The following is an 18,333-nucleotide window of genomic DNA, read 5'->3' as shown; positions in this document are numbered from 1 at the left end:
GTTTCTCTATCGCCGGGACACCGGCGCAATACAGGAAAACTCAACATGAAAAAGCTGGCCCTCGCTTTCGCGCTCGGTGCAATTGCACCGCCAACCCGGTCTTTTCAGCCGCTGCCGCTCCTGCGCCTTGCGAAGACGCCCTCAAGGCCCTGCGCGCGGCGGAAGCATCAGTGGCGCTGAGTGCCACGGACAAGACCAAAGTGTCCGATCTCGAGGCCAAAGGCGTCGAGCGCTGCAATGCCGATGACGACAAGCGCGCCGACGACTTCTTCGCCCAGGCCATGAAGATCATGGGCAAATGAGGCCAAACATACCGGGCGATAGGCACATCCCCCGTCGAAACGACAAGGATACCATCATGCTCTCCTCAACCGCTGGAAGCACCGCATCCGCTTTGGCGCCACCCAACAGGGTCCCCGATGTCACCGTCGAATTCTGGCTGATCAAGCTTTTGGCGGTAACCATGGGCGAGACGGCAGCCGACTATCTCTCAGTCAATCTCGGCCTTGGCCTGCCGCTGACGTCGCTGATCATGACCGGCATTCTGGTCGTCGCGCTGGCTTTGCAGTTCGCGCAGAAACGCTATGTGCCATGGGCCTACTGGCTGGCGGTGGTGCTGATCAGCGTCGTCGGCACGCTGGTTACCGACAATCTGGTCGACAATTTCGGCGTGCGCCTGGAAACCGCCACGATCGCCTTCACGGTGGTGCTCTCTGCGACATTCGCGGTCTGGTATGCCAGCGAAAGGACGCTTTCGATCCATACGATCGTCACCACCAGACGCGAGATCTTCTACTGGCTGGCGATCCTGTTCACGTTCTCGCTGGGCACCGCGGCCGGCGACCTGGTCGCCGAGACATTCGACATGGGCTACCTCACCACCGGCCTATTGTTCGGCGCGGTCATCGCGCTCATCGCCATCGGCTATTTCGCCTTCGGCCTTAACGCCATCCTCGCTTTCTGGCTGGCCTACATCCTGACCCGGCCGCTTGGCGCTTCGTTCGGCGATTTGCTGTCACAACCGGGAGAGTATGGCGGGTTCGGCTTCGGCACCACCTTCACCAGTTTGATCTTTCTCGGCTGCATTGCCGCTCTTGCCTCTATATGACGCTGAAGAAGAACGGCGACGATGACGATCGCATCCTGATTGAATCGGAGTAAGCTTTGAGAGCCGCACGACCGGAAGCGAGACCATGCCGGATTTGAACACACCACGACGCAGGTCGATGCGGATCTGGCTGGCGTCGCTGGTCGCTGTCGTTGCGGTCGCCGGCGGCGCACTCGCGGCAACCCACCTCAACAACAATTTCCACACCATTGTCGCGGGCGAGGCCTATCGCTCGGCCCAGCCGACCGCCGATGAGATCCGCGCCTACCGCGACAAATATCACATTGCCACGATCGTCAATCTGCGTGGCGCGGGTCCGGGTCATGCCTGGTACGACGAGGAAGTGAAGGCTGCCAACGAGCTCGGCATCCGCCATATCGACTTTCCCATGAACGCCCGTACCGAATTGACGCAGCAACAATCGCTGGCGCTGATCGCCGTGCTGCAATCGGCGCCCAAGCCGGTGCTGATCCATTGCAAGGAGGGATCGGACAGGACCGGCCTTGCCTCGGCGCTCTACCTCGCAGCTTTGGCCGGAGCGAACGAGCCGGTGTCGGAGGCGCAGCTGTCGATCCGCTACGGCCATATCGGCATTCCGGTCATCGGACCTTATGAGATGGATCGGAGCTTCGAGGCCATGGAGCCGCTGCTGGGCTTTTTCGGCTCGTGACGCCTGACGATCTGGCACCGCAAGGCGGAACGACTATTCCAGGAAAAAGTGTGAAACCGCTTTTCGGCCGGAATTGCGCCAAAACAGGGCGTTAGAGGATCGCCGGGGCGGTCAACCAGCGATCGGAACAACGATGCGCCTTCTGCTTGTCGAGGATGACCCCCGGACCGCCGACTATGTCGTCAAGGCCCTGAGCGAGGCAGGCCACGTGTGCGACCTGTTGCGCGATGGCCGCGACGGGCTGTTTGCCGCAACCCGCGATGCCTATGACGTGATCGTCGCCGACCGCATGCTGCCTGGCCTCGACGGTCTGTCGATGATCAAGGCGGTGCGAGCGGCGGGCGTGCGCACGCCGGCGATCTTTTTGACCTCGGTCGGCGGTGTCGACGACCGCGTCGAAGGACTCGAGGCCGGTGGCGACGATTATCTTGTAAAACCTTTCGCCTTTTCCGAACTGCTCGCCCGCATCAATGCGCTCGGCCGCAGACCGGCGGCGCAGGAGCAGAAAACGACGCTGCGCATCGGCGATCTTGAAATGGACCTGATCCAGCGTCGAGTGACCAGACAGGGCCAGGCCATCGACCTGCAGCCCCGCGAATTCAGCCTGCTCGAAGTGCTGATGCGCGGCGAAGGCCGTGTCATCACCCGCACCATGCTTCTGGAGCGGGTCTGGGATTTCCATTTCGACCCCAAGACCAGTGTCGTCGAAACCCATATCAGCCGGCTGCGGGCCAAGATCGACAGGCCGTTCGAAACGCCGCTGATCCACACCGTGCGCAACACCGGCTACAGCTTGCATGCGCCCAGTTGAATGGACCATGCTCGATCGCATCTCGCACGTCCGACTGGCTGTCCGTATATAAGTGAAATGTCGATGCTGGATTCTGCAAAGCGATGGGCGCGCGGCATCAAGCGCGACACGGTGGCATTGTGGCTTGCCGCCCGCGATCCCCGTGTGCCTTGGTATGCAAAGGCCGCTGCCGGAGCGGTTGCAGCCTATGCTCTCAGCCCTATCGACCTCATTCCTGATTTTATCCCTGTCATCGGCTATCTGGATGATCTGCTCATCGTCCCGCTCGGCATCATGCTTGCGGTCAAGCTGGTTCCAGCCGATCTCATGCAGGAATTCCGTGATGCGGCCACGCGCCGCGCCAAGCCGGTTGGCAAGGCCGGACTGGTCTTCATGATTGCTGTCTGGATATTGGCGACGCTGGCGCTGCTATGGCTGTTCTGGCCGAAGTCCGCCTAGAGCCGGATGATTTCAGGTCGTATTGACCTGAAATCTGAATCCGGCTCTAAATCAAAGGGATAGAGCATGATGTCGCCCGAAAACCGCGTCACACTTTTCGGCATCGTGCTCTAGAGCGATGAAGGAAACAAGCGCCAGCCTGCTGCGCAGCACGCCGTTCCGGCTGGCTCTCACCTTCGCCCTGCTGTTCGTGCTCGCCTTCATCCTGTCAGGCGCCATCGTCTACCAGCTGATGAGCGCCGATCTTGCCGAGCAGCTGGACCAGTCGGTCAGGGAAACCTATTCGGTCGTCGCGGTGACCTATGCCGAGAACGACCAGGAGGATCTCGTCTCGGCGATCGACAGCCATGCCGCGCTCAGCCCGGGCAAGGAACAGCTGTTCTCGCTGACCGATGCCGCCGGCAACCATCTGGCCGGGAATTTCACCGCCGCCGATTTGCCCGACGGCTTTTCGGATTTTGCAGTTTCCCTGCCGGGCGTGCCGCCCGGCACCATGTATCGTGCCTGGTCCGGCTCGGTCGGCGCCGACAGCCTGACCGTCGCCTTCTCGCTGTCCGAGATCGAGGAGCTGGAGAGCATCGTTTTGATGAGCTTCGGCTGGGCAACCCTGATCATCTCGGGGCTCGCAGTGGCCGGCGGCGCCTTGCTGGCGGCGCGCGTGCAGCGCCGCCTCGACGGCATTGCCGCCACCATGGACGATGTCTCCAGCGGCAGGCTCGACGCCCGCATTCCGCTGCTTGGCAATGGCGACGACATTGATGGCGTGTCGGCGCAGGTCAACGCCGCACTCGAACGGCTGGCAGCGCTGGTCGACGGCATGCGCCAGGTCAGCGCCGACATCGCGCATGATCTGAAGACGCCGCTGAACCGGCTGCAAATGATTCTGGAGGCGGCCGCCGACAAGACCGCGCGGGGCGAGGCCGTATCCGACGAGTTGACGGAGGCGCGCACGGAAAGCCTGCAGATCAACGAGACCTTCGATGCGCTGTTGCGCATTGCCCAGATCGAGGCCGGCGCCCGCAAGGCGCGCTTCGTCGATCTCGACCTCAACGACGTCGTCGAAGCCATTGCCGAGATCTATGCCGGCGTTGCCGAGGACGACGGCAAGTCGCTGTCGGCAGAGATTGTCCAGAGCGCGCCATGCCTGGTTCATGGCGATCGCGACCTGCTGACCCAGATGCTCGCCAATCTGGTCGAGAACGCGCTGCGCCATTGCCCGCGCGGTACAATCATCAAGCTCTCGGTAACCCGGCAAGGCGACCGCATTGTCGCCGAGATTGCCGACAATGGCCCTGGCATCCCGGTGCAGGAGCGCGAAAAAGTGTTCCAGAGGCTCTACCGGCTCGACTCCAGCCGCACCACGCCCGGCAGCGGGCTGGGCCTCAGCCTGGTGCGGGCCATCGCCGACCTGCATGGCGCAACGATCGCGCTCGAGGACCGCCATCCCGGCCTGGCGGTCATCGTCGGTTTCCCTGCAGCAAAGGCTTCGCCGGCCTGAGGCCGATTTGGGTACCGGGCAGAACTTACCCATGGCAGTGCGGAGAGTCGTCGACGGCAGCCGTGATCATGTCAGGCGGCTGCTTTGCCCCTGCTTGCCAGTTCGGCGATGACACCGTCGAGCGTCGTCATCCCTTTGACCGCCGACCGACCGTGCTCGCTGAACTCGATCCATCCCTCGTTGAAGCCGTCGAGCATGCGCATCCGGGGCAATGGATTTCGCGTTCCCTGGGTGCGAAAAATCTGCTCCCAGCTCTCGCGGGGCACGGTCTCGACCCGGACCGTGCGCTCCAGCGCGGCGGCAAAGGCGCGGGCGATATCGTTTGGCGACACGCGCGCGGGCCCCTCCAGCTCGACGACCCGCGTCCCGCTCCACTCCTCGTGGAGAAGCGTGGCCGCCAATCGCCCGACATCCTGCGTCGCCACCATCGCGACCGGTTTGTCCGCCGGCTGCAGGAAGCTGTACAACACGCCTTCGTCGCGCGCCGAGGCAACGTCCCAGAGCGCGTTCTCCATGAACCAGGCGGGCCTCAGCAAGGTGACCGGAAGTCCGATCTCCCGCAGCGACTGTTCCAGCAGCGTGCGCTGGGTCAGCAGGTTTTCGTGCGGCGCATCCGCGCCGATGGTCGACAGGCAAACGATCTTGCCGGGGCGGGCCTTGGCCAGAGCCGCCGTCACGGTCGCGATGACACGCCTGGCCTCGGGAAAGCCGGGCTCCGGGTCGAACTCGGAGGGCGGCAGGATGAAGACGCCCGCGGCACCGCTGAAGGCCGACGTCAGGCTTGCCGCATCGTCCATCTCGGCGAGTGCGATGTCGCAGCCCCGGTCTCGCCACTCATCCGCCTTGGCCGCGTCGCGCAGAACGGCGCGGACGGGCAATCCCTTGGCGAGCAGGCTGCGCGCAAGCACGCCGCCGACCTTGCCGGTTATACCGGTGATTGCATACATGATGGGTCTCCAGAAGGTTTGTGTTTGTCGTCTGGGCTCAGGCGAGCCCGGCATAGAGGCCGCGCTCGAATTCGCCGTAGAGCGCGACGACCCGCTCGTCGTAAAAGGGCAGGACCTGGGTGAAGAGCGCGCCGGTGACTTGGCTCACCGGGTCGAGCCAGAAGTAGCAGTTGAGCAGGCCGGCCCAGGAGATGCTGCCGGCAGAGCGCCCGTTCGGTCCGGGCTGCATGTTGATGTCGAAGGACAGGCCCCATTTGTGCTCCTGTCCCGGGAACTGGTCGAAGCTGCGGGAATAGGCGGACTGCGCCGAGTGCATCTCCTGGACGTTCAGATCGCCGATCTGGTTCTGCATCATCATGGCGACCGTCTCCGGCCGCAGGATGCGGACGCCGTGCAGCGCGCCGCCGTTGAGCAGCGCCTGCAGGAAGGCCATGTAGTCGCGCTGCGTCGAGAAGGCGCCGCCACCGCCCATGAAGAACTCCGGCCGTTGCGGCATCTCGAAAGGTGCCGGCTCGAGCCCGCCATCGGCACGGCGGTTGTGGAAGGTGGCGACGCGCCGCTTCTGCCCGCTGCCGATCAGAAAGCCTGAATCCTTCATGCCGAGCGGGGCGAAGATGTTCTCGCGGAAATAGATCTCGAGCGACTGGTCCGACACCGCCTCGACCAGCTTGCCGACCCAGTCCATGCTGATGCCGTATTCCCATCGCTCGCCGGGCTCGAACTCGAGCGGCGCCGTAAAGGCGGCGTTCTTGCAGGTCGCGATGTCGGGCATTCCCGTCACCTTCTCGTAGCGGGTCAGCGCCTCGCTCCAGATCGAGTAGGTGTAGCCGGAGGTGTGCGTCAGCAGATGGCGAACCTTGATCGCCCGCTTGGCCGGCCGCAAACGCGGCGTTCCATCCTCGGCGAAGCCTTCGAAGACCTGTGGGCTGGCCAATTCAGGCAGGTATTTCGCCGCGTCGTCGTCCAGGTGCAGGCGACCCTGCTCGATAAGCTGCATGCAGGCCGTAGCGGTGAAGGCCTTGGTCATCGACAGCAGCCAGAACACCGTGTCCAGCGTCATCGGCGTTCCCGTCGCGACGTTGGCCTTGCCGAATGCGCCTTCATAGACCACGCCTTTCGGCGTCGCCGCGACGGCGATGACACCGGCCACGTCATTTCGTGCAACGCCTTCGCGCAAGGCGGCATCGATCGCCTTGAATCGCGCCGACGGGCCGGCTGAAATTGTCTTGGCCAAGGCAGGGCTGACCGCATCGAGAGCCAGGATGGCTCCCAGCATTCCGCCGCGCTTAAGCATGGTTCTGCGTGTGAGGTCATTCATGGCTGGCTCCTTTCCGGATCGAAGCGGCTTGCTCGGCCGCCGCGGTGATGCCGGCGTTGTAAGCCGCACCCAGGCGTGATTCACGCGCATTAAAGTCAGTGCTATAGTGACTCGAACTCACTGCTCCTCTGGATGAGGTGCTGGGGGCAGCCGCTGGGGCGAAGGGAGATCTAATGGCTTTCGACACGCGGCTGCTAACCGGCGTCGGCGTCCTGGCAGCGGTGACCGAGGCCGGGAATTTCGCCCGCGCCGCGGAGATGCTCGGCCTGACGCCGTCGGCGGTCAGCCGGGCCGTCGCGCGTTTGGAGGCGCGTGTCGGTGTGCGGCTGTTCGACCGCAATCCACGCGGGGTCAGCCTCACCGAGGAAGGACGCCGCTTCCACGCACAGGTGATGCCGCTTCTTGCCGGCCTGGATGAGGCGGCCGCCGAGGCCGCGGGCGCCGCGGCGGTCGTGCGCGGCCGGCTGCGCGTCTCGGTGGACCCGTGGTTCGCGCGCATGGTGCTGGCACCGAAGCTGCAGCAGTTCCTGGCCCGCTACCCCTCGCTGTCGGTCGATTTCTCCACCAGCAACTACCGTGAGGAGATGATGGCTGGCATGGATGTGGCGGTGCGCTTCGGCCCGCCCGACGCGTCATCCCTCATCGTGCGCAAGCTGCTGGAGACTCGTGTCCTGACCGTTGCCGCGCCGGCCTATCTCGAAAGGCACGGCGAACCGCGATCGCCGTACGACCTCGTTCACCACGAAACGATCCTCTTCCGGGATCCGCAGACCGGCCTGCCGTTTGCCTGGGAGTTCCAGCGCGGCACAGAGGTCAGCGAAGTCAAGGTCGCCAGCCGCCTGGTCATGGATGACCCATCGGCGGCGATGGCCGCCTGCCTGGCCGGTCAAGGCATCTTCCAGAGCCTTGCGATCGGCCTGGCGCCCTTGCTGTCGCGAGGCGAGCTCGTTCAGATTCTGCCGGAATGGTCGGAGGAGCGCTATCCGCTTTATGCCTATCATCCCTCGCGCCACCTGCCGCCGGCCAAGGTCCGGGCGCTTCTGGATTTTATCCAGGAGATTGCAGCCCTGGCATGATTGCGGGATAGTTCCGCTACCTGACACCCACCGCGCCGCGGCGAAAATCCGAAGGCGACATACCGGCGAGCTTGCGGAAGGATTTGTTGAAGGCGCTGAGCGAGCCGAAGCCTGAATCCATGGCGACGCGCAACACGTTGGCGTCTTCATGCATCAGCAGCGCCTGCGCATAGCTCAGCCGCAACAGGTTCATATACTCGTTGAGCGTCATGCCGGTCGACTTCTTGAAGATGCTCATGGCGTATTTCGGATGGATGTCGGCGGCCGCGGCGATGTCGACGCAGTCTATCTCGTAGAGGAAATTCTCGGCGATGAAGTCGCACATGCGCCCGACATTGCGCAGCGATTGCTGGTCGAACGGGCCGCCGGTTTCCTGGCCGATGGCGGTTTCCGGCACCAGCCGGTAGGGCTCGAACCGCACCCGCTCCAGCCGCAGCAAGAGCTCATTCACCGCGTGCTCGGTTATCGCCGGATCGCCGGAGCGAAAATAGCGGTTCCAACGCTCGAAATTGTGATGGTCCGCCGGGTCGGTGGCCGATGTCACCAGCGTGGCGCCCGTCATCAGCCGATGGCGGATGTCCGTCGGCAGATGCAGGCGGAAGAAATGTACCAGCGGCAGATGCGCGCCGGCATAAATGGCATCGTCGGAGAGATCGTCCATCTGGTGCGGCAGCCCGCCCCAGAACAGGCACATGTCGCCGGCGGTCAGCGAAATCTCATGCTCGTTCATGCGGTAGTGCACGCTGCCACGGACGATGAAATTGACCTCGACCTGGGCATGCCAGTGCGGCTTGAGCATCACCAGCGGATGGTTGTGAAACATCTGCAAGGCCATCGGCAGGCCTTCGACGCTGCTGGCGCCAGGCTGGTAAAACGGCCGTTCAGGCATCTTACTTTCCGCCCATCTTTTATTCCCGTTGTCAGGGACAAGCCTTCCGCGCTGCCTAGTCTAGCCATGCTCGCGAAGAGAGAGCAAATGAAATGGGAGGATTTCAATGCGCACGACACTGACCTGTGCCGCGCTGGCGCTTGCTTTGGGCTCAGGCCCGGCCCTGGCGCAGTCTGGCGAAATCACGATCTGGAGCTGGAACATCGCCGCTTCGTCGCTGAAAGCGACGGTCGCCGGCTTCAACAAGCAATACCCCAACGTCAAGGTCACCGTTCAAGACCTCGGCAACCAGCCGACCTATGACAAGTCGATCGCCGGCTGTGCCGCCGGCGGCGTCGGCCTGCCGGACATCGTCTCCGTCGAAAACGGCGAGGCCGAGAACTATTGGACCCAGTTCCCCGACTGCTTCGTCGACCTGCACACGTTGGGCTATACCGCCGACGACGCGAAAAAATTCCCCGATTTCAAGCGCACCGAGCTGGAAGTCGGCGACAAGGCCTATGCCATGCCGTGGGATTCCGGCCCGGTCGCCGCCTTCTACCGCCGCGACTTCTACGAGAAGGCCGGCGTCGATCCGGCCTCGATCAAGACCTGGGATGATTTCATTGCCGCCGGCAAGAAGATCCAGGCCGCCAATCCCGGCGTCACCATGACCAATGCCGATTTCAACGGCGACACCGAATTCTTCCGCATGATCTCCAACGAGCAGGGCTGCGGCTATTTCGCCGAGGACGGGCAGTCGATCACCGTCAACCAGCCGAAATGCGTCGATACGCTGGCCAAGATAAAGGACATGAAGGACGCCGGCATCATCTCGTCGGCCGACTGGGGCACCAAGATCACCAACAACACCGCTGGTACCGTCGCCACCCAGATCTATGGCGGCTGGTATGAGGGCACCATCCGCACCGAATCGGCCGGCGAAAACGGCAAATGGGGCGTCTATCTGATGCCTTCGCTCACCGCCGACGGCCCGCGCGCCGCCAATCTCGGCGGTTCGTCGCTGGCCATCACCTCGGCCTCGAAGAACAAGGAAGCCGCCTACGCCTATCTGAAATACACGCTGGAGACCAACGAAGGCCAGATCACCATGCTGAAGGATTTCGGCCTGGTGCCGTCGCTGATCTCGGCGCTCGACGATCCCTATGTCTCGCAAGGCTTGCCCTATTGGGGCGACCAGGCGGTGTGGAAGGACATCCTCGCCACCCTGCCCAAAGTGGTGCCGAGCCGCGGCACCCAGTTCCAGAGCGATGCCGAAATCATCATGCGCGCGGTGCAGACCAAATATCTCGGCGGCGGTTATCCTGATGCCAAGGCCGCCCTCGACGACGCCGCCAGCCAGATCGCCTCGGCGACTGGCTTGCCGGTGAAGTAAGCGCCGCTTTCCCTTCTCCCCGTCACTATACGGAGAGAAGGTGCCGGCAGGCGGATGAGGGGCAGCGCTAGCCTTCACAAATAGCGGCTCAGAACAAAGGGAGGAGGAACCATGCGCTACCAGAACGCCACGGCGTATCGCTTCCTCACGCCCTATTTGCTGATCTTCGCCGTCTTCTGGGTGTGGCCGATCATCTCCTCGTTCATGATCTCCTTCCAGGCGACGCGCACCGTGCCGTGGCGCTGGGCCCCCACCTTCAACTGGGGCCGGCTGATCGGCGACCCCGCTTTCTTCAATGCGCTGAAGAACACGCTGCTCATCCTCGTCATCCAGGTGCCGGTGATGATCTCGCTGGCCATCGTCATGGCAGTGCTGCTGAATTCGCCGCTGCTGAAGGCGCGTGGCCTCTACCGCTTTGCCTTCTTTGCTCCGGTGGTGGTCGGCGAAGTTGCCTATTCCGCGGTGTTCCGGCTGATGTTCAATCTCGATTTTGGCATCATCAACAAGCTCCTCGCCAGCGTCGGCCTGGCCAAGATCGACTGGTTCTCCAACGTCACTCCAGCCATGGCGCTGATCATGATCGCGGTGACCTGGCGCTGGGCCGGCTACAACGCCATCATCCTGCTCGCCGGCCTGCAGTCGATCCCCGAGGACGTGTATGAGGCGGCGACGCTCGACCGCGTCAGCAAGGTCAAGCAATTCTTCTACATCACCCTGCCGCTGCTCAAGCCCGTCATCGTCTTTTGCGCCGTGCTCTCGATCATCGGCACGATGCAATTGTTCACCGAGCCGTTCCTGATCACCGAGCGCGGCGGTCCCGGCGGCGGCACCGAGACGCTCGGCCTGCTGCTTTACCGCCAGGGGTTCCGCTCGCTGAATTTCGGCTATGCCTCGGCCGTCGCCTACACCATGGCGGGGCTCGCCATCGCCATCACGCTGGTGCAGCTGTGGCTGACGAGAGAACCGAAATGAGAGGGGAGCCGAAATGAGTTCGCTCTCGCAACGCCGGCTCGGCCGCCGCGTCCTGCTGCATCTGTTCCTGACGCCGCTGGCGGTGATCTGGCTGTTTCCGCTGTGGATGATGGTGGTGTTTTCGACCATGCCCGACAACGGCATCTTCAGCCCCGGCATCGAGCTTCTGCCGCACGGCAATTTCGTCGACAATTTCAACAATCTGCAGCGCGACACCAATTTCGTCGGCGCCATCGGCATCTCGGTGGCGGTGGCGGTGACCTACACTTTCTTCTCGGTGCTGCTGACCTCGATGGCCGGCTGGGCGCTCGCCCGCTACCAGTTTGTCGGCAAGGGCGCGGTGGTGGCGATTATCCTCGGCACCATCACGCTGCCCTATGCGGTGGTGCTGATCCCGCAATTCATCATGGTGGCGCGCGACTTCCAGCTCGCCAACACCTGGGTGGCGCTGATCGTGCCGCCTTTGTTCAATTCGCTCGGCGTTTTGTTCATGCGCCAGGCCTTTTCGATGATGCCGGCCGATCTGTTCGACGCCGCACGTGTCGAGGGCGTCAAGGAGTGGCGTATCTTCCTGTTCGTCGCCCTGCCTTTGGCGCGGCCGATGCTGGCGGCACTCGCCATCATCCTGTTCCTCGCCTCGTGGAACAATTACCTCTGGCCGCTTTTGATCAACAGCCAGCCCGGCGCGATGACCGCACCGGTGGCGCTCGGCACGCTGATCGGCCTGACCAAGGTGTCCTGGGGCGGCATCATGGCCGGCGCCGTCATGCTGACCGTGCCGATGCTCGTCGTCTTCGTGCTGCTGCAACGTCATTTCATCGCCGGCATCGCCGCCGGCGCGGTCAAATAGGGGAGAGCATGGCGGCAGTCACCCTCACCAATGTCATCAAGCGCTTCGGCTCTTACGAGATCATCCATGGCGCCAACATCGACATCGCCGACGGCGAGTTCGTCGTCTTCGTCGGCCCCTCCGGCTGCGGCAAGTCGACGTTGCTCAGGATGATCGCCGGGCTGGAGGACATCAGCGGCGGCGAGATCGCCATTGGCGGCAAGGTGATGAACGATGTCGAGCCGGCCGAGCGTGGCATCGCCATGGTGTTCCAGTCCTACGCGCTCTACCCGCATATGAGCGTGGAGCAGAATCTGAGCTTTGGCCTGAGGATGACCGGCAACCCCAAGGAGGACACCGAGCGGCGGGTGAAACGGGCCTCCGAAATCCTGCGCATCAGCGAGTTGATGGCGCGGCGTCCGAAACAATTGTCGGGCGGCCAGCGCCAGCGCGTCGCCATCGGCCGCGCCATCGTGCGCGAGCCCTCGGTGTTTCTGTTCGACGAGCCGCTGAGCAATCTCGACGCCGAGCTCAGGGTCCAGATGCGGGTCGAAATCTCGCGCCTGCACAAGGAACTCGGCACGACGATGATCTACGTCACTCATGACCAGACCGAAGCGATGACCTTGGCCGACCGGATCGTGGTGCTACGCGGTGGCCATGTCGAACAGATCGGCCGGCCGCTTGATCTCTACGACAATCCCGACAACCAGTTCGTCGCCGGCTTTGTCGGCTCGCCGAAGATGAACTTCATCAAGGGCCGCGTCGTCGCGCGCGATACGAGGAGCGTCACCGTCGAGCTGGTGGGCGAGGAAAAGACCCGCATCATGCAACCGCTGACCGGCCCTGTACCGGAAACCGGAGCCAAGGTCATCGTCGGCGTGCGGCCCGAACATTTCGGCAATGGCGGCGAAGGCGACGCCGACCTCACTGTCGGCATCGACGTGGTCGAGCATCTCGGCGGCACCAGCTTCATCTATGCCAGGACCGCCCATGGCGAAGACCTGGTGATCCAGCGCGACGCGGCGAAGGTTCCCGACACCTCGGAGATCACCGTGTCCATCCGCAAATCCTATCTGTTCGACGAAAACGGCCAGCGGCTGCGCTGACCCCTTCCAGCCTCCCAAGGAGAATGACCATGACTTCAACCGCGCCCATCCGCTGGGGAATCCTCGGGCCGGGCAGCATCGCCAAAGCCTTTGCCGGCGGCGTGGCAGGCTCGCGCACCGGCACGCTGGCAGCGCTCGGTGCCCGCAATCCCGGCAAGGAAGGCCTCGCCGAGACATTTCCCGGCGCTCGTATCCTTAACGGCTATCAAGCGCTGCTCGACGACCCTGATATCGACGCCGTCTACATCGCGATCCCGCATCCCGGACACGCCGAATGGGCGATCAAAGCGGCGGAAGCCGGCAAGCATGTTCTGTGCGAAAAGCCGCTGGCGCTGACCGCTTTCGAGGCCGACGCCATGATCCATGCCGCGCGCAAGGCCGGCACTTTCCTCGGCGAAGCCTTCATGTACCGGCTGCACCCGCAGACACTGAAGCTGGTCGATCTGATCAAGTCCGGCGCCATCGGTGAAGTCAGGATGATCAAGTCGAGCTTCGGCTTTGCCATGCCGGGCTTCATGCCGGAGCACCGGCTCTACGCCAACGATTTGGCCGGCGGCGGTATTCTCGATGTCGGCGGCTATCCCGTCTCGATGGCGCGGCTGATCGCCGGGGCGGCTGTCGGAAGACCCTTCGCCGACCCCGACAGGGTCGCCGGTACCGCCCATCTCGGCGAGTCTGGCGTCGACGAATGGGCCTCGGCACTGCTGCATTTCCCCGGTGGCATCGTCGCCAACGTGTCCTGCAGCATCTCGCTCAACCAGGAGAATGTGCTCTCGATCCTCGGCACCAAGGGCCGCATCGAAGTGCCGGATTTCTGGTTCGCCGGCGGCAACCGCGATGTGGGCCTCGGCAAGATCGACGTGATCCGTTCGGACGGCACGCGCGAAACCATCAGCGTCAACGAGACCCGCCACCTCTATTCCTTCGAGGTCGACGCCGCCGGCGACGCGATCCTGGCCGGCAAGCAGGAGTTCGCATGGCCGGGCATGTCCTGGGCCGACAGTCTCGGCACGCTGCGCGTGCTGGACCGATGGCGCGCTGCCGTCGGGCTCGAATACGAGATCGAAAAGCCGGCTAAGCGAACCAACACCATCTCAGGCCGGCCGCTGCGGACCGACGGCACCGCCATCGGCAAGCGAAGGATTCCGGGGCTGTCGAAGCCCGCCTCCGTGGTGGCGCTCGGTTTCGAGGATTTCCGCACCTTCTCCTCGGGCTCGATCCTGCTCGATGCCTTCTTCGAGGCCGGCGGCAATCTGTTCGACACCGGCTATGTCTACGGCGCCGGCTACACCGAGGCGCTGCTCGGCCAGTGGCTGAAAAACCGTGGCGTGCGCGAACAGTCGGTGATCATCGCCAAGGGCGCGCACTCGCCGCTCTGCTATCCCGATGTCATCGGCAAGCAGCTTGCCCAGTCGCTGGACCGGCTGCAGACCGACCATGTCGACATCTATTTCATGCACCGCGACAACCCCGACGTGCCGGTCGGCGAGTTCGTCGATGCCATGGATGCCGAGGCCAAGGCTGGCCGTATCAGAGGCCCGTTCGGCGGCTCGAACTGGACGATGGCGCGCATGGACGAGGCGATCACCTATGCCGAAAAGAACGGCAAGCAGAAGCCAGGCGCGCTCTCCAACAATTTCTCGCTGGCCGAAATGCTGGAGCCGATCTGGGCCGGCTGCATCACCTCGTCCACCGACGAGTGGAAAGCCTGGCTGACGAAAAGGCAGATGCCCAACTTCGCCTGGTCGAGCCAGGGCCGCGGCTTCTTCACCGACCGCGCCGGCCGCGACAAGCAGGACAATGAGGAGCTGGTGCGGGTCTGGTACTCCGAGAAAAATTTTGGGCGCCGCGACCGCGCCATCGAACTGGCAGGGCGACTGGGTAAAAGCCCGATCCACATCGCGCTCGCCTACGTGCTGGCGCAGCCCTTCCCGTCCGTGCCCCTGATCGGTCCGCGCACGCTGGATGAGCTGGAGGACAGTCTGAAGGCGCTGGATATCAAGCTGTCGCCGGAGGATGTGGCGTGGCTGGATAATGGGCCGGAAAGGCGGAGGGCTTAGTAAGCAATCAGGCGAGGCAACAGACGTCTCATTCCTTCGCGCCCCCCTCTGGCCTGCCGGCCATCTCCCCCACTTGTGGGGAGATCAGACGTCACCTCGGCTTTCGCCAATCTTCGACGTTGAAAGAAGGCGCGATCGGCGAAGCTGCCAATCTCCCCCCTCGTGGGGGAGATGCCTGGCAAGGCAGAGGGGGGCGCTGTCCCGCCGACGTCTCAACCTCCGAGCGTGCAATCACCGATCAATCCTTGTCGACAAAATTATCGACGACGACGTCCGCTCGACCCCGTCCATCGCCCCGATCTCGTCCAGCAGCGCATCCAGATCCCGGATCGACGGCGCGTCGACGATGACGATCATGTCGAAATTGCCGCTGACCGAATGCAGCGTCCTCACCGGCGGCAGCGCTTGCAGCGCGCGCACCACCTTGTCGGCGAGTTTCGGCGTGACCGTGAGCAGCACATGCGCCCGCACCAGACCCTGCTCATAGTCCGGCGCCAGCCGCACGCCATAGCCGACAATGATGCCGCGCTGTTCCAGCCGCTCGATCCGGCTCTGCACGGTGGTGCGTGATACCCCGAGCTGGCGCGCCAGTTCGGCGGTCGACGCCCGTGCATTGGCGCGCAGCAGGGAAAGCAGTCTTTGTTCGGCATCGCTGAGCATTTCGACGAACCTTGTCGGCATATCGTTCAGTCAGAGGGTTCGTTTCGAACAATTCCACGCTTCCTTTCGACAGGCAAGCTGCGATTCTTGGGACCATGTCGCCCGCCCACATCGGCCGGGACAAAAAGCTTCCACGAGGGACCAGGTCATGAAGAAAATCATCGTCGTCGGCGCCGGCAAGATCGGCTCGACCATTGCAGGCATGCTTGCCGATACCGGAGACTACCATGTCACCGTCGTCGACCGCGCCGCGGCACAGCTGGCCGCGGCCGAACTCCCCGCCGGCGTCGAGGCGCTGGAGCTCGACATCGCAGCGCCGGGCGCGCTTGAGGCCGCCCTTGCCGGCGCCTTTGCCGTGCTGAGCGCCGCCCCCTTCCATTTGACCACCCGCATCGCCGAAGCGGCCGCCACCACCGGCGTCCACTATCTCGATCTGACCGAAGACGTCGTCTCCACCCGCCGCGTCAAGGAACTGGCCAAGTCGGGCAAGAGCGCCTTCATCCCGCAATGCGGCCTGGCGCCGGGCTTCATCTCGATCGTCGCCAACGATCTCGCCAGCCGTTTCGACTCGCTGGAAAGCGTGCGCATGCGCGTCGGGGCGCTGCCGCAATACCCGTCCAACGCGCTCAATTACAATCTGACCTGGAGCACCGACGGCGTCATCAACGAATATTGCGAGCCCTGCGAGGCGATCGTTGAGGGCGAGCTGATCGAAGTGCCTCCGCTGGAAGAACGCGAGGAGTTTTCGCTCGACGGCGTCACCTACGAGGCCTTCAACACCTCCGGCGGGCTCGGCACTTTGGCCGAGACACTGAAGGGCAAGGTGCGCACACTGAACTACCGCACCATCCGCTATCCCGGCCACGCCGCCATCATGAAGGCGCTGCTCAACGACCTTGGTCTGCGCCATCGCCGCGACGTGCTGAAGGACATTTTCGAGAGCGCCCTGCCGTCAACGCTGCAGGACGTGGTCATCGTCTTCGTCACCGTCTCGGGCCGCCGCAACGGCCGCCTGCTGCAGGAAACCTACGCCAACAAGATCTATTCGCAGCGCGTCGGCAACCAGGTCCGCAGCGCCATCCAGATCACCACCGCGTCCGGCATCTGCGCCGTGCTCGACATGCTGGCCGACGGCACCTTGCCGGCCACCGGTTTCGTCAAGCAGGAAGACATCGCGCTCGACGCATTCCTGGCCAACCGCTTCGGCCGCGCCTATGCACAGCACGAGATGGTGAGCCGGCTGGCGAGCTGAGCCTTTTCACCCTCCCCTTGTGGGGAGGGTCGGCGAGGCGGCTTCGCAATGCGAAGCCGCCTAGACGGGGTGGGGGTGAGCGCCGACGGCCGGCGAGGACCCCACCCCGCTCCGCTTCGCGGATCGACCCTCCCCACAAGGGGGAGGGTGGGCATCCCTCAACCGGCTCGCCGCCACATCCTACCTACTTCCGCAGCAGCATCGGTCGCCCTTGCAGAAACCGGATGAAATTGCCCGCTGTTCGCGGCGCCATGCTGGCCTGCGCCGCCTGTCGCGGTGCGCTTTCCCTTCGCGCGGGCACCTCGGTTTCGGCGCCCGGCCGGCCGACGGTGAAAGACGGCTCCGCGACCGGTTTGCCCCTCAGGACATTGGCGGCATTGTTGTCGTGGATGACGATGCACCATTGCGCGCTCTTTGATCCCGCCACCACGGTGTTGTAGAGGGTCGCGATCTTGGTATGGCCTTCACTGTAAACGCCCTTCATGTCGGGCGCTCTCCTTTCGACCAGGGTACCAAAGGCCGACGCCGCATATTCATGCCGGGTGTAGCGCCTGGTCGCGGTGTCGAAATTCTGGCCATGGGGAAAAGCGATGTACAGCGGCTCCACCATTCCCTTTTCGATCTCCCGGCGCGCATAGAAGTCGACGCGCTCCATGTAGTCCGGTGCCAGGGCATCGTCGCTATCCAGCCGCGTCAGCGCGACGAATTCGGCATCCGTATCGTCCTGGACGAACGCGTTGAAGCGAGCATTGTAGTTCGCGCCTGCGTCAACGAGGACCGGCTTGACCGCAACGCCCTTCACGCAATCGCAGACGGTGCGGATGTAGTTCTCATGCGTATCGGCATCGAAGGCGATGAGCACGCTGAAATCTTTCAGGGTCTGGCTTTCAAGCGAAGCCGCGCAATAGGTGTCGAACAGCCCCAACCGCTCGACAAGCCAGACCGGATCGAGATTTGCCCGCCCTTGTCCGTTCCATTGGCTCGGGTTGAAGCCAGTGGCGGTATTGTAGCGAATCGCGATGTATTTCTTCAGTGTAGTGCCCATGGATAAGCACTAATACATTTCGGCAATTGGCGACACCGACGGCTCGGAGCGGGCGCTTGGGTCACGCCTTTCCTCTCCCCCGTCGACCGGGGGAGAGGTGTCGAGCGAAGCTCGACGGAGTGGGGGGCGACCCGGCTCCGGCGTTGCTATCTAAATCTGAGCGATGCCTCGAGACCGGGTGGTGAGTTGTCAGCGGCGGCGCATTTGAGGACCGGCTTCCCCCACTCCGTCGCTGCTTCGCAGCGCCACCTCTCCCCCCTCCGGAAGGAGAGGAAA

18 protein-coding genes and 1 pseudogene are annotated in these 18,333 nt (G+C 63.6%); 14 read left to right on the top strand and 5 right to left on the bottom strand.

Annotation, left to right across the window (positions count from 1 at the left end):
- The first annotated feature begins 170 nt into the window (after nt 1–170).
- From AC1D1B_RS04700 to AC1D1B_RS04675, 6 genes are all read left to right on the top strand, one after another.
- Nucleotides 171–302 (top strand): hypothetical protein, encoded by a 132-nt coding sequence (locus AC1D1B_RS04700; protein WP_477329784.1) that lies wholly within the window; start codon nt 171–173, stop codon nt 300–302.
- A 56-nt stretch (nt 303–358) separates the two neighbouring features.
- Entirely contained in the window at nt 359–1,108 is a 750-nt protein-coding gene (locus AC1D1B_RS04695) for a COG4705 family protein (RefSeq protein WP_477329782.1), read from the top strand.
- 85 nt (nt 1,109–1,193) lie between these two features.
- A complete protein-coding gene (locus AC1D1B_RS04690) occupies nt 1,194–1,778 on the top strand; it encodes a phosphatase domain-containing protein (RefSeq protein ID WP_477329780.1) in 585 nt (194 codons plus the stop codon).
- Between the two features lie 133 nt (nt 1,779–1,911).
- On the top strand, nt 1,912–2,589 hold the full coding sequence (locus AC1D1B_RS04685) for a winged helix-turn-helix domain-containing protein (RefSeq protein ID WP_477329778.1): 678 nt from the start codon (nt 1,912–1,914) through the stop codon (nt 2,587–2,589).
- Between the two features lie 57 nt (nt 2,590–2,646).
- The gene (locus AC1D1B_RS04680; RefSeq protein ID WP_477329776.1) at nt 2,647–3,027 is read left to right on the top strand and encodes a YkvA family protein; all 381 of its coding nucleotides are present in this window, start codon (nt 2,647–2,649) and stop codon (nt 3,025–3,027) included.
- Nucleotides 3,028–3,145: 118 nt separating this feature from the next.
- Nucleotides 3,146–4,525 carry a HAMP domain-containing sensor histidine kinase gene (locus tag AC1D1B_RS04675; RefSeq protein WP_477329774.1) on the top strand — a complete coding sequence of 460 codons (1,380 nt, stop codon included), beginning with the start codon at nt 3,146–3,148 and terminating at the stop codon, nt 4,523–4,525.
- Between the two features lie 71 nt (nt 4,526–4,596).
- Here AC1D1B_RS04675 and AC1D1B_RS04670 read toward each other — a convergent pair whose 3' ends face one another.
- Nucleotides 4,597–5,472, bottom strand: a complete 876-nt coding sequence (locus AC1D1B_RS04670; protein WP_477329772.1) for an NmrA family NAD(P)-binding protein — start codon at nt 5,470–5,472, stop codon at nt 4,597–4,599.
- Nucleotides 5,473–5,509: 37 nt separating this feature from the next.
- Nucleotides 5,510–6,790 (bottom strand): serine hydrolase domain-containing protein, encoded by a 1,281-nt coding sequence (locus tag AC1D1B_RS04665; protein ID WP_477329770.1) that lies wholly within the window; start codon nt 6,788–6,790, stop codon nt 5,510–5,512.
- A gap of 173 nt (nt 6,791–6,963) precedes the next feature.
- Here AC1D1B_RS04665 and AC1D1B_RS04660 point away from each other — a divergent pair, with 173 nt between their 5' ends.
- Nucleotides 6,964–7,866, top strand: a complete 903-nt coding sequence (locus tag AC1D1B_RS04660) for a LysR family transcriptional regulator (protein ID WP_477329768.1) — start codon at nt 6,964–6,966, stop codon at nt 7,864–7,866.
- A gap of 16 nt (nt 7,867–7,882) precedes the next feature.
- Here AC1D1B_RS04660 and AC1D1B_RS04655 read toward each other — a convergent pair whose 3' ends face one another.
- Nucleotides 7,883–8,755, bottom strand: coding sequence for a helix-turn-helix domain-containing protein (locus AC1D1B_RS04655; RefSeq protein ID WP_477329766.1), 873 nt, complete (start codon nt 8,753–8,755; stop codon nt 7,883–7,885).
- Between the two features lie 106 nt (nt 8,756–8,861).
- On the opposite strand from AC1D1B_RS04655, the gene AC1D1B_RS04650 reads away from it, so the two are divergent.
- The 6 genes and pseudogenes from AC1D1B_RS04650 (at nt 8,862) to AC1D1B_RS04625 (ending at nt 15,100) form a co-directional block, all read left to right on the top strand.
- Nucleotides 8,862–10,130, top strand: a complete 1,269-nt coding sequence (locus tag AC1D1B_RS04650) for an extracellular solute-binding protein (RefSeq protein WP_477329764.1) — start codon at nt 8,862–8,864, stop codon at nt 10,128–10,130.
- A 111-nt stretch (nt 10,131–10,241) separates the two neighbouring features.
- Entirely contained in the window at nt 10,242–11,102 is an 861-nt protein-coding gene (locus AC1D1B_RS04645; protein WP_477329762.1) for a carbohydrate ABC transporter permease, read from the top strand.
- 13 nt (nt 11,103–11,115) lie between these two features.
- Nucleotides 11,116–11,952: a carbohydrate ABC transporter permease gene (locus AC1D1B_RS04640; protein WP_477329760.1), complete on the top strand. Its 837-nt coding sequence runs from the start codon at nt 11,116–11,118 to the stop codon at nt 11,950–11,952.
- Nucleotides 11,953–11,960: 8 nt separating this feature from the next.
- Nucleotides 11,961–13,040: an ABC transporter ATP-binding protein gene (locus tag AC1D1B_RS04635; protein ID WP_477329758.1), complete on the top strand. Its 1,080-nt coding sequence runs from the start codon at nt 11,961–11,963 to the stop codon at nt 13,038–13,040.
- Nucleotides 13,041–13,063: 23 nt separating this feature from the next.
- Nucleotides 13,064–13,852, top strand: a pseudogene (locus AC1D1B_RS04630) (Gfo/Idh/MocA family protein); the annotation flags it as partial.
- Nucleotides 13,853–14,026: 174 nt separating this feature from the next.
- Nucleotides 14,027–15,100, top strand: a complete 1,074-nt coding sequence (locus AC1D1B_RS04625; RefSeq protein WP_477330541.1) for an aldo/keto reductase — start codon at nt 14,027–14,029, stop codon at nt 15,098–15,100.
- 231 nt (nt 15,101–15,331) lie between these two features.
- Here the strand turns inward: AC1D1B_RS04625 and AC1D1B_RS04620 are convergent, their stop codons facing one another.
- Nucleotides 15,332–15,760, bottom strand: a complete 429-nt coding sequence (locus tag AC1D1B_RS04620) for an Lrp/AsnC family transcriptional regulator (protein WP_477330539.1) — start codon at nt 15,758–15,760, stop codon at nt 15,332–15,334.
- A gap of 148 nt (nt 15,761–15,908) precedes the next feature.
- Here AC1D1B_RS04620 and AC1D1B_RS04615 point away from each other — a divergent pair, with 148 nt between their 5' ends.
- Entirely contained in the window at nt 15,909–17,012 is a 1,104-nt protein-coding gene (locus tag AC1D1B_RS04615; RefSeq protein WP_477329756.1) for a saccharopine dehydrogenase family protein, read from the top strand.
- A gap of 184 nt (nt 17,013–17,196) precedes the next feature.
- Here the strand turns inward: AC1D1B_RS04615 and AC1D1B_RS04610 are convergent, their stop codons facing one another.
- Entirely contained in the window at nt 17,197–18,057 is an 861-nt protein-coding gene (locus AC1D1B_RS04610) for a glycosyltransferase (protein ID WP_477329754.1), read from the bottom strand.
- Between the last annotated feature and the right edge of the window lie 276 nt (nt 18,058–18,333).

Source organism: Mesorhizobium sp. P2_C5_2 (assembly GCF_056404535.1).
Note: the sequence above shows the minus strand (reverse complement) of the source record. Positions and strands in the feature narration are given on the sequence as shown.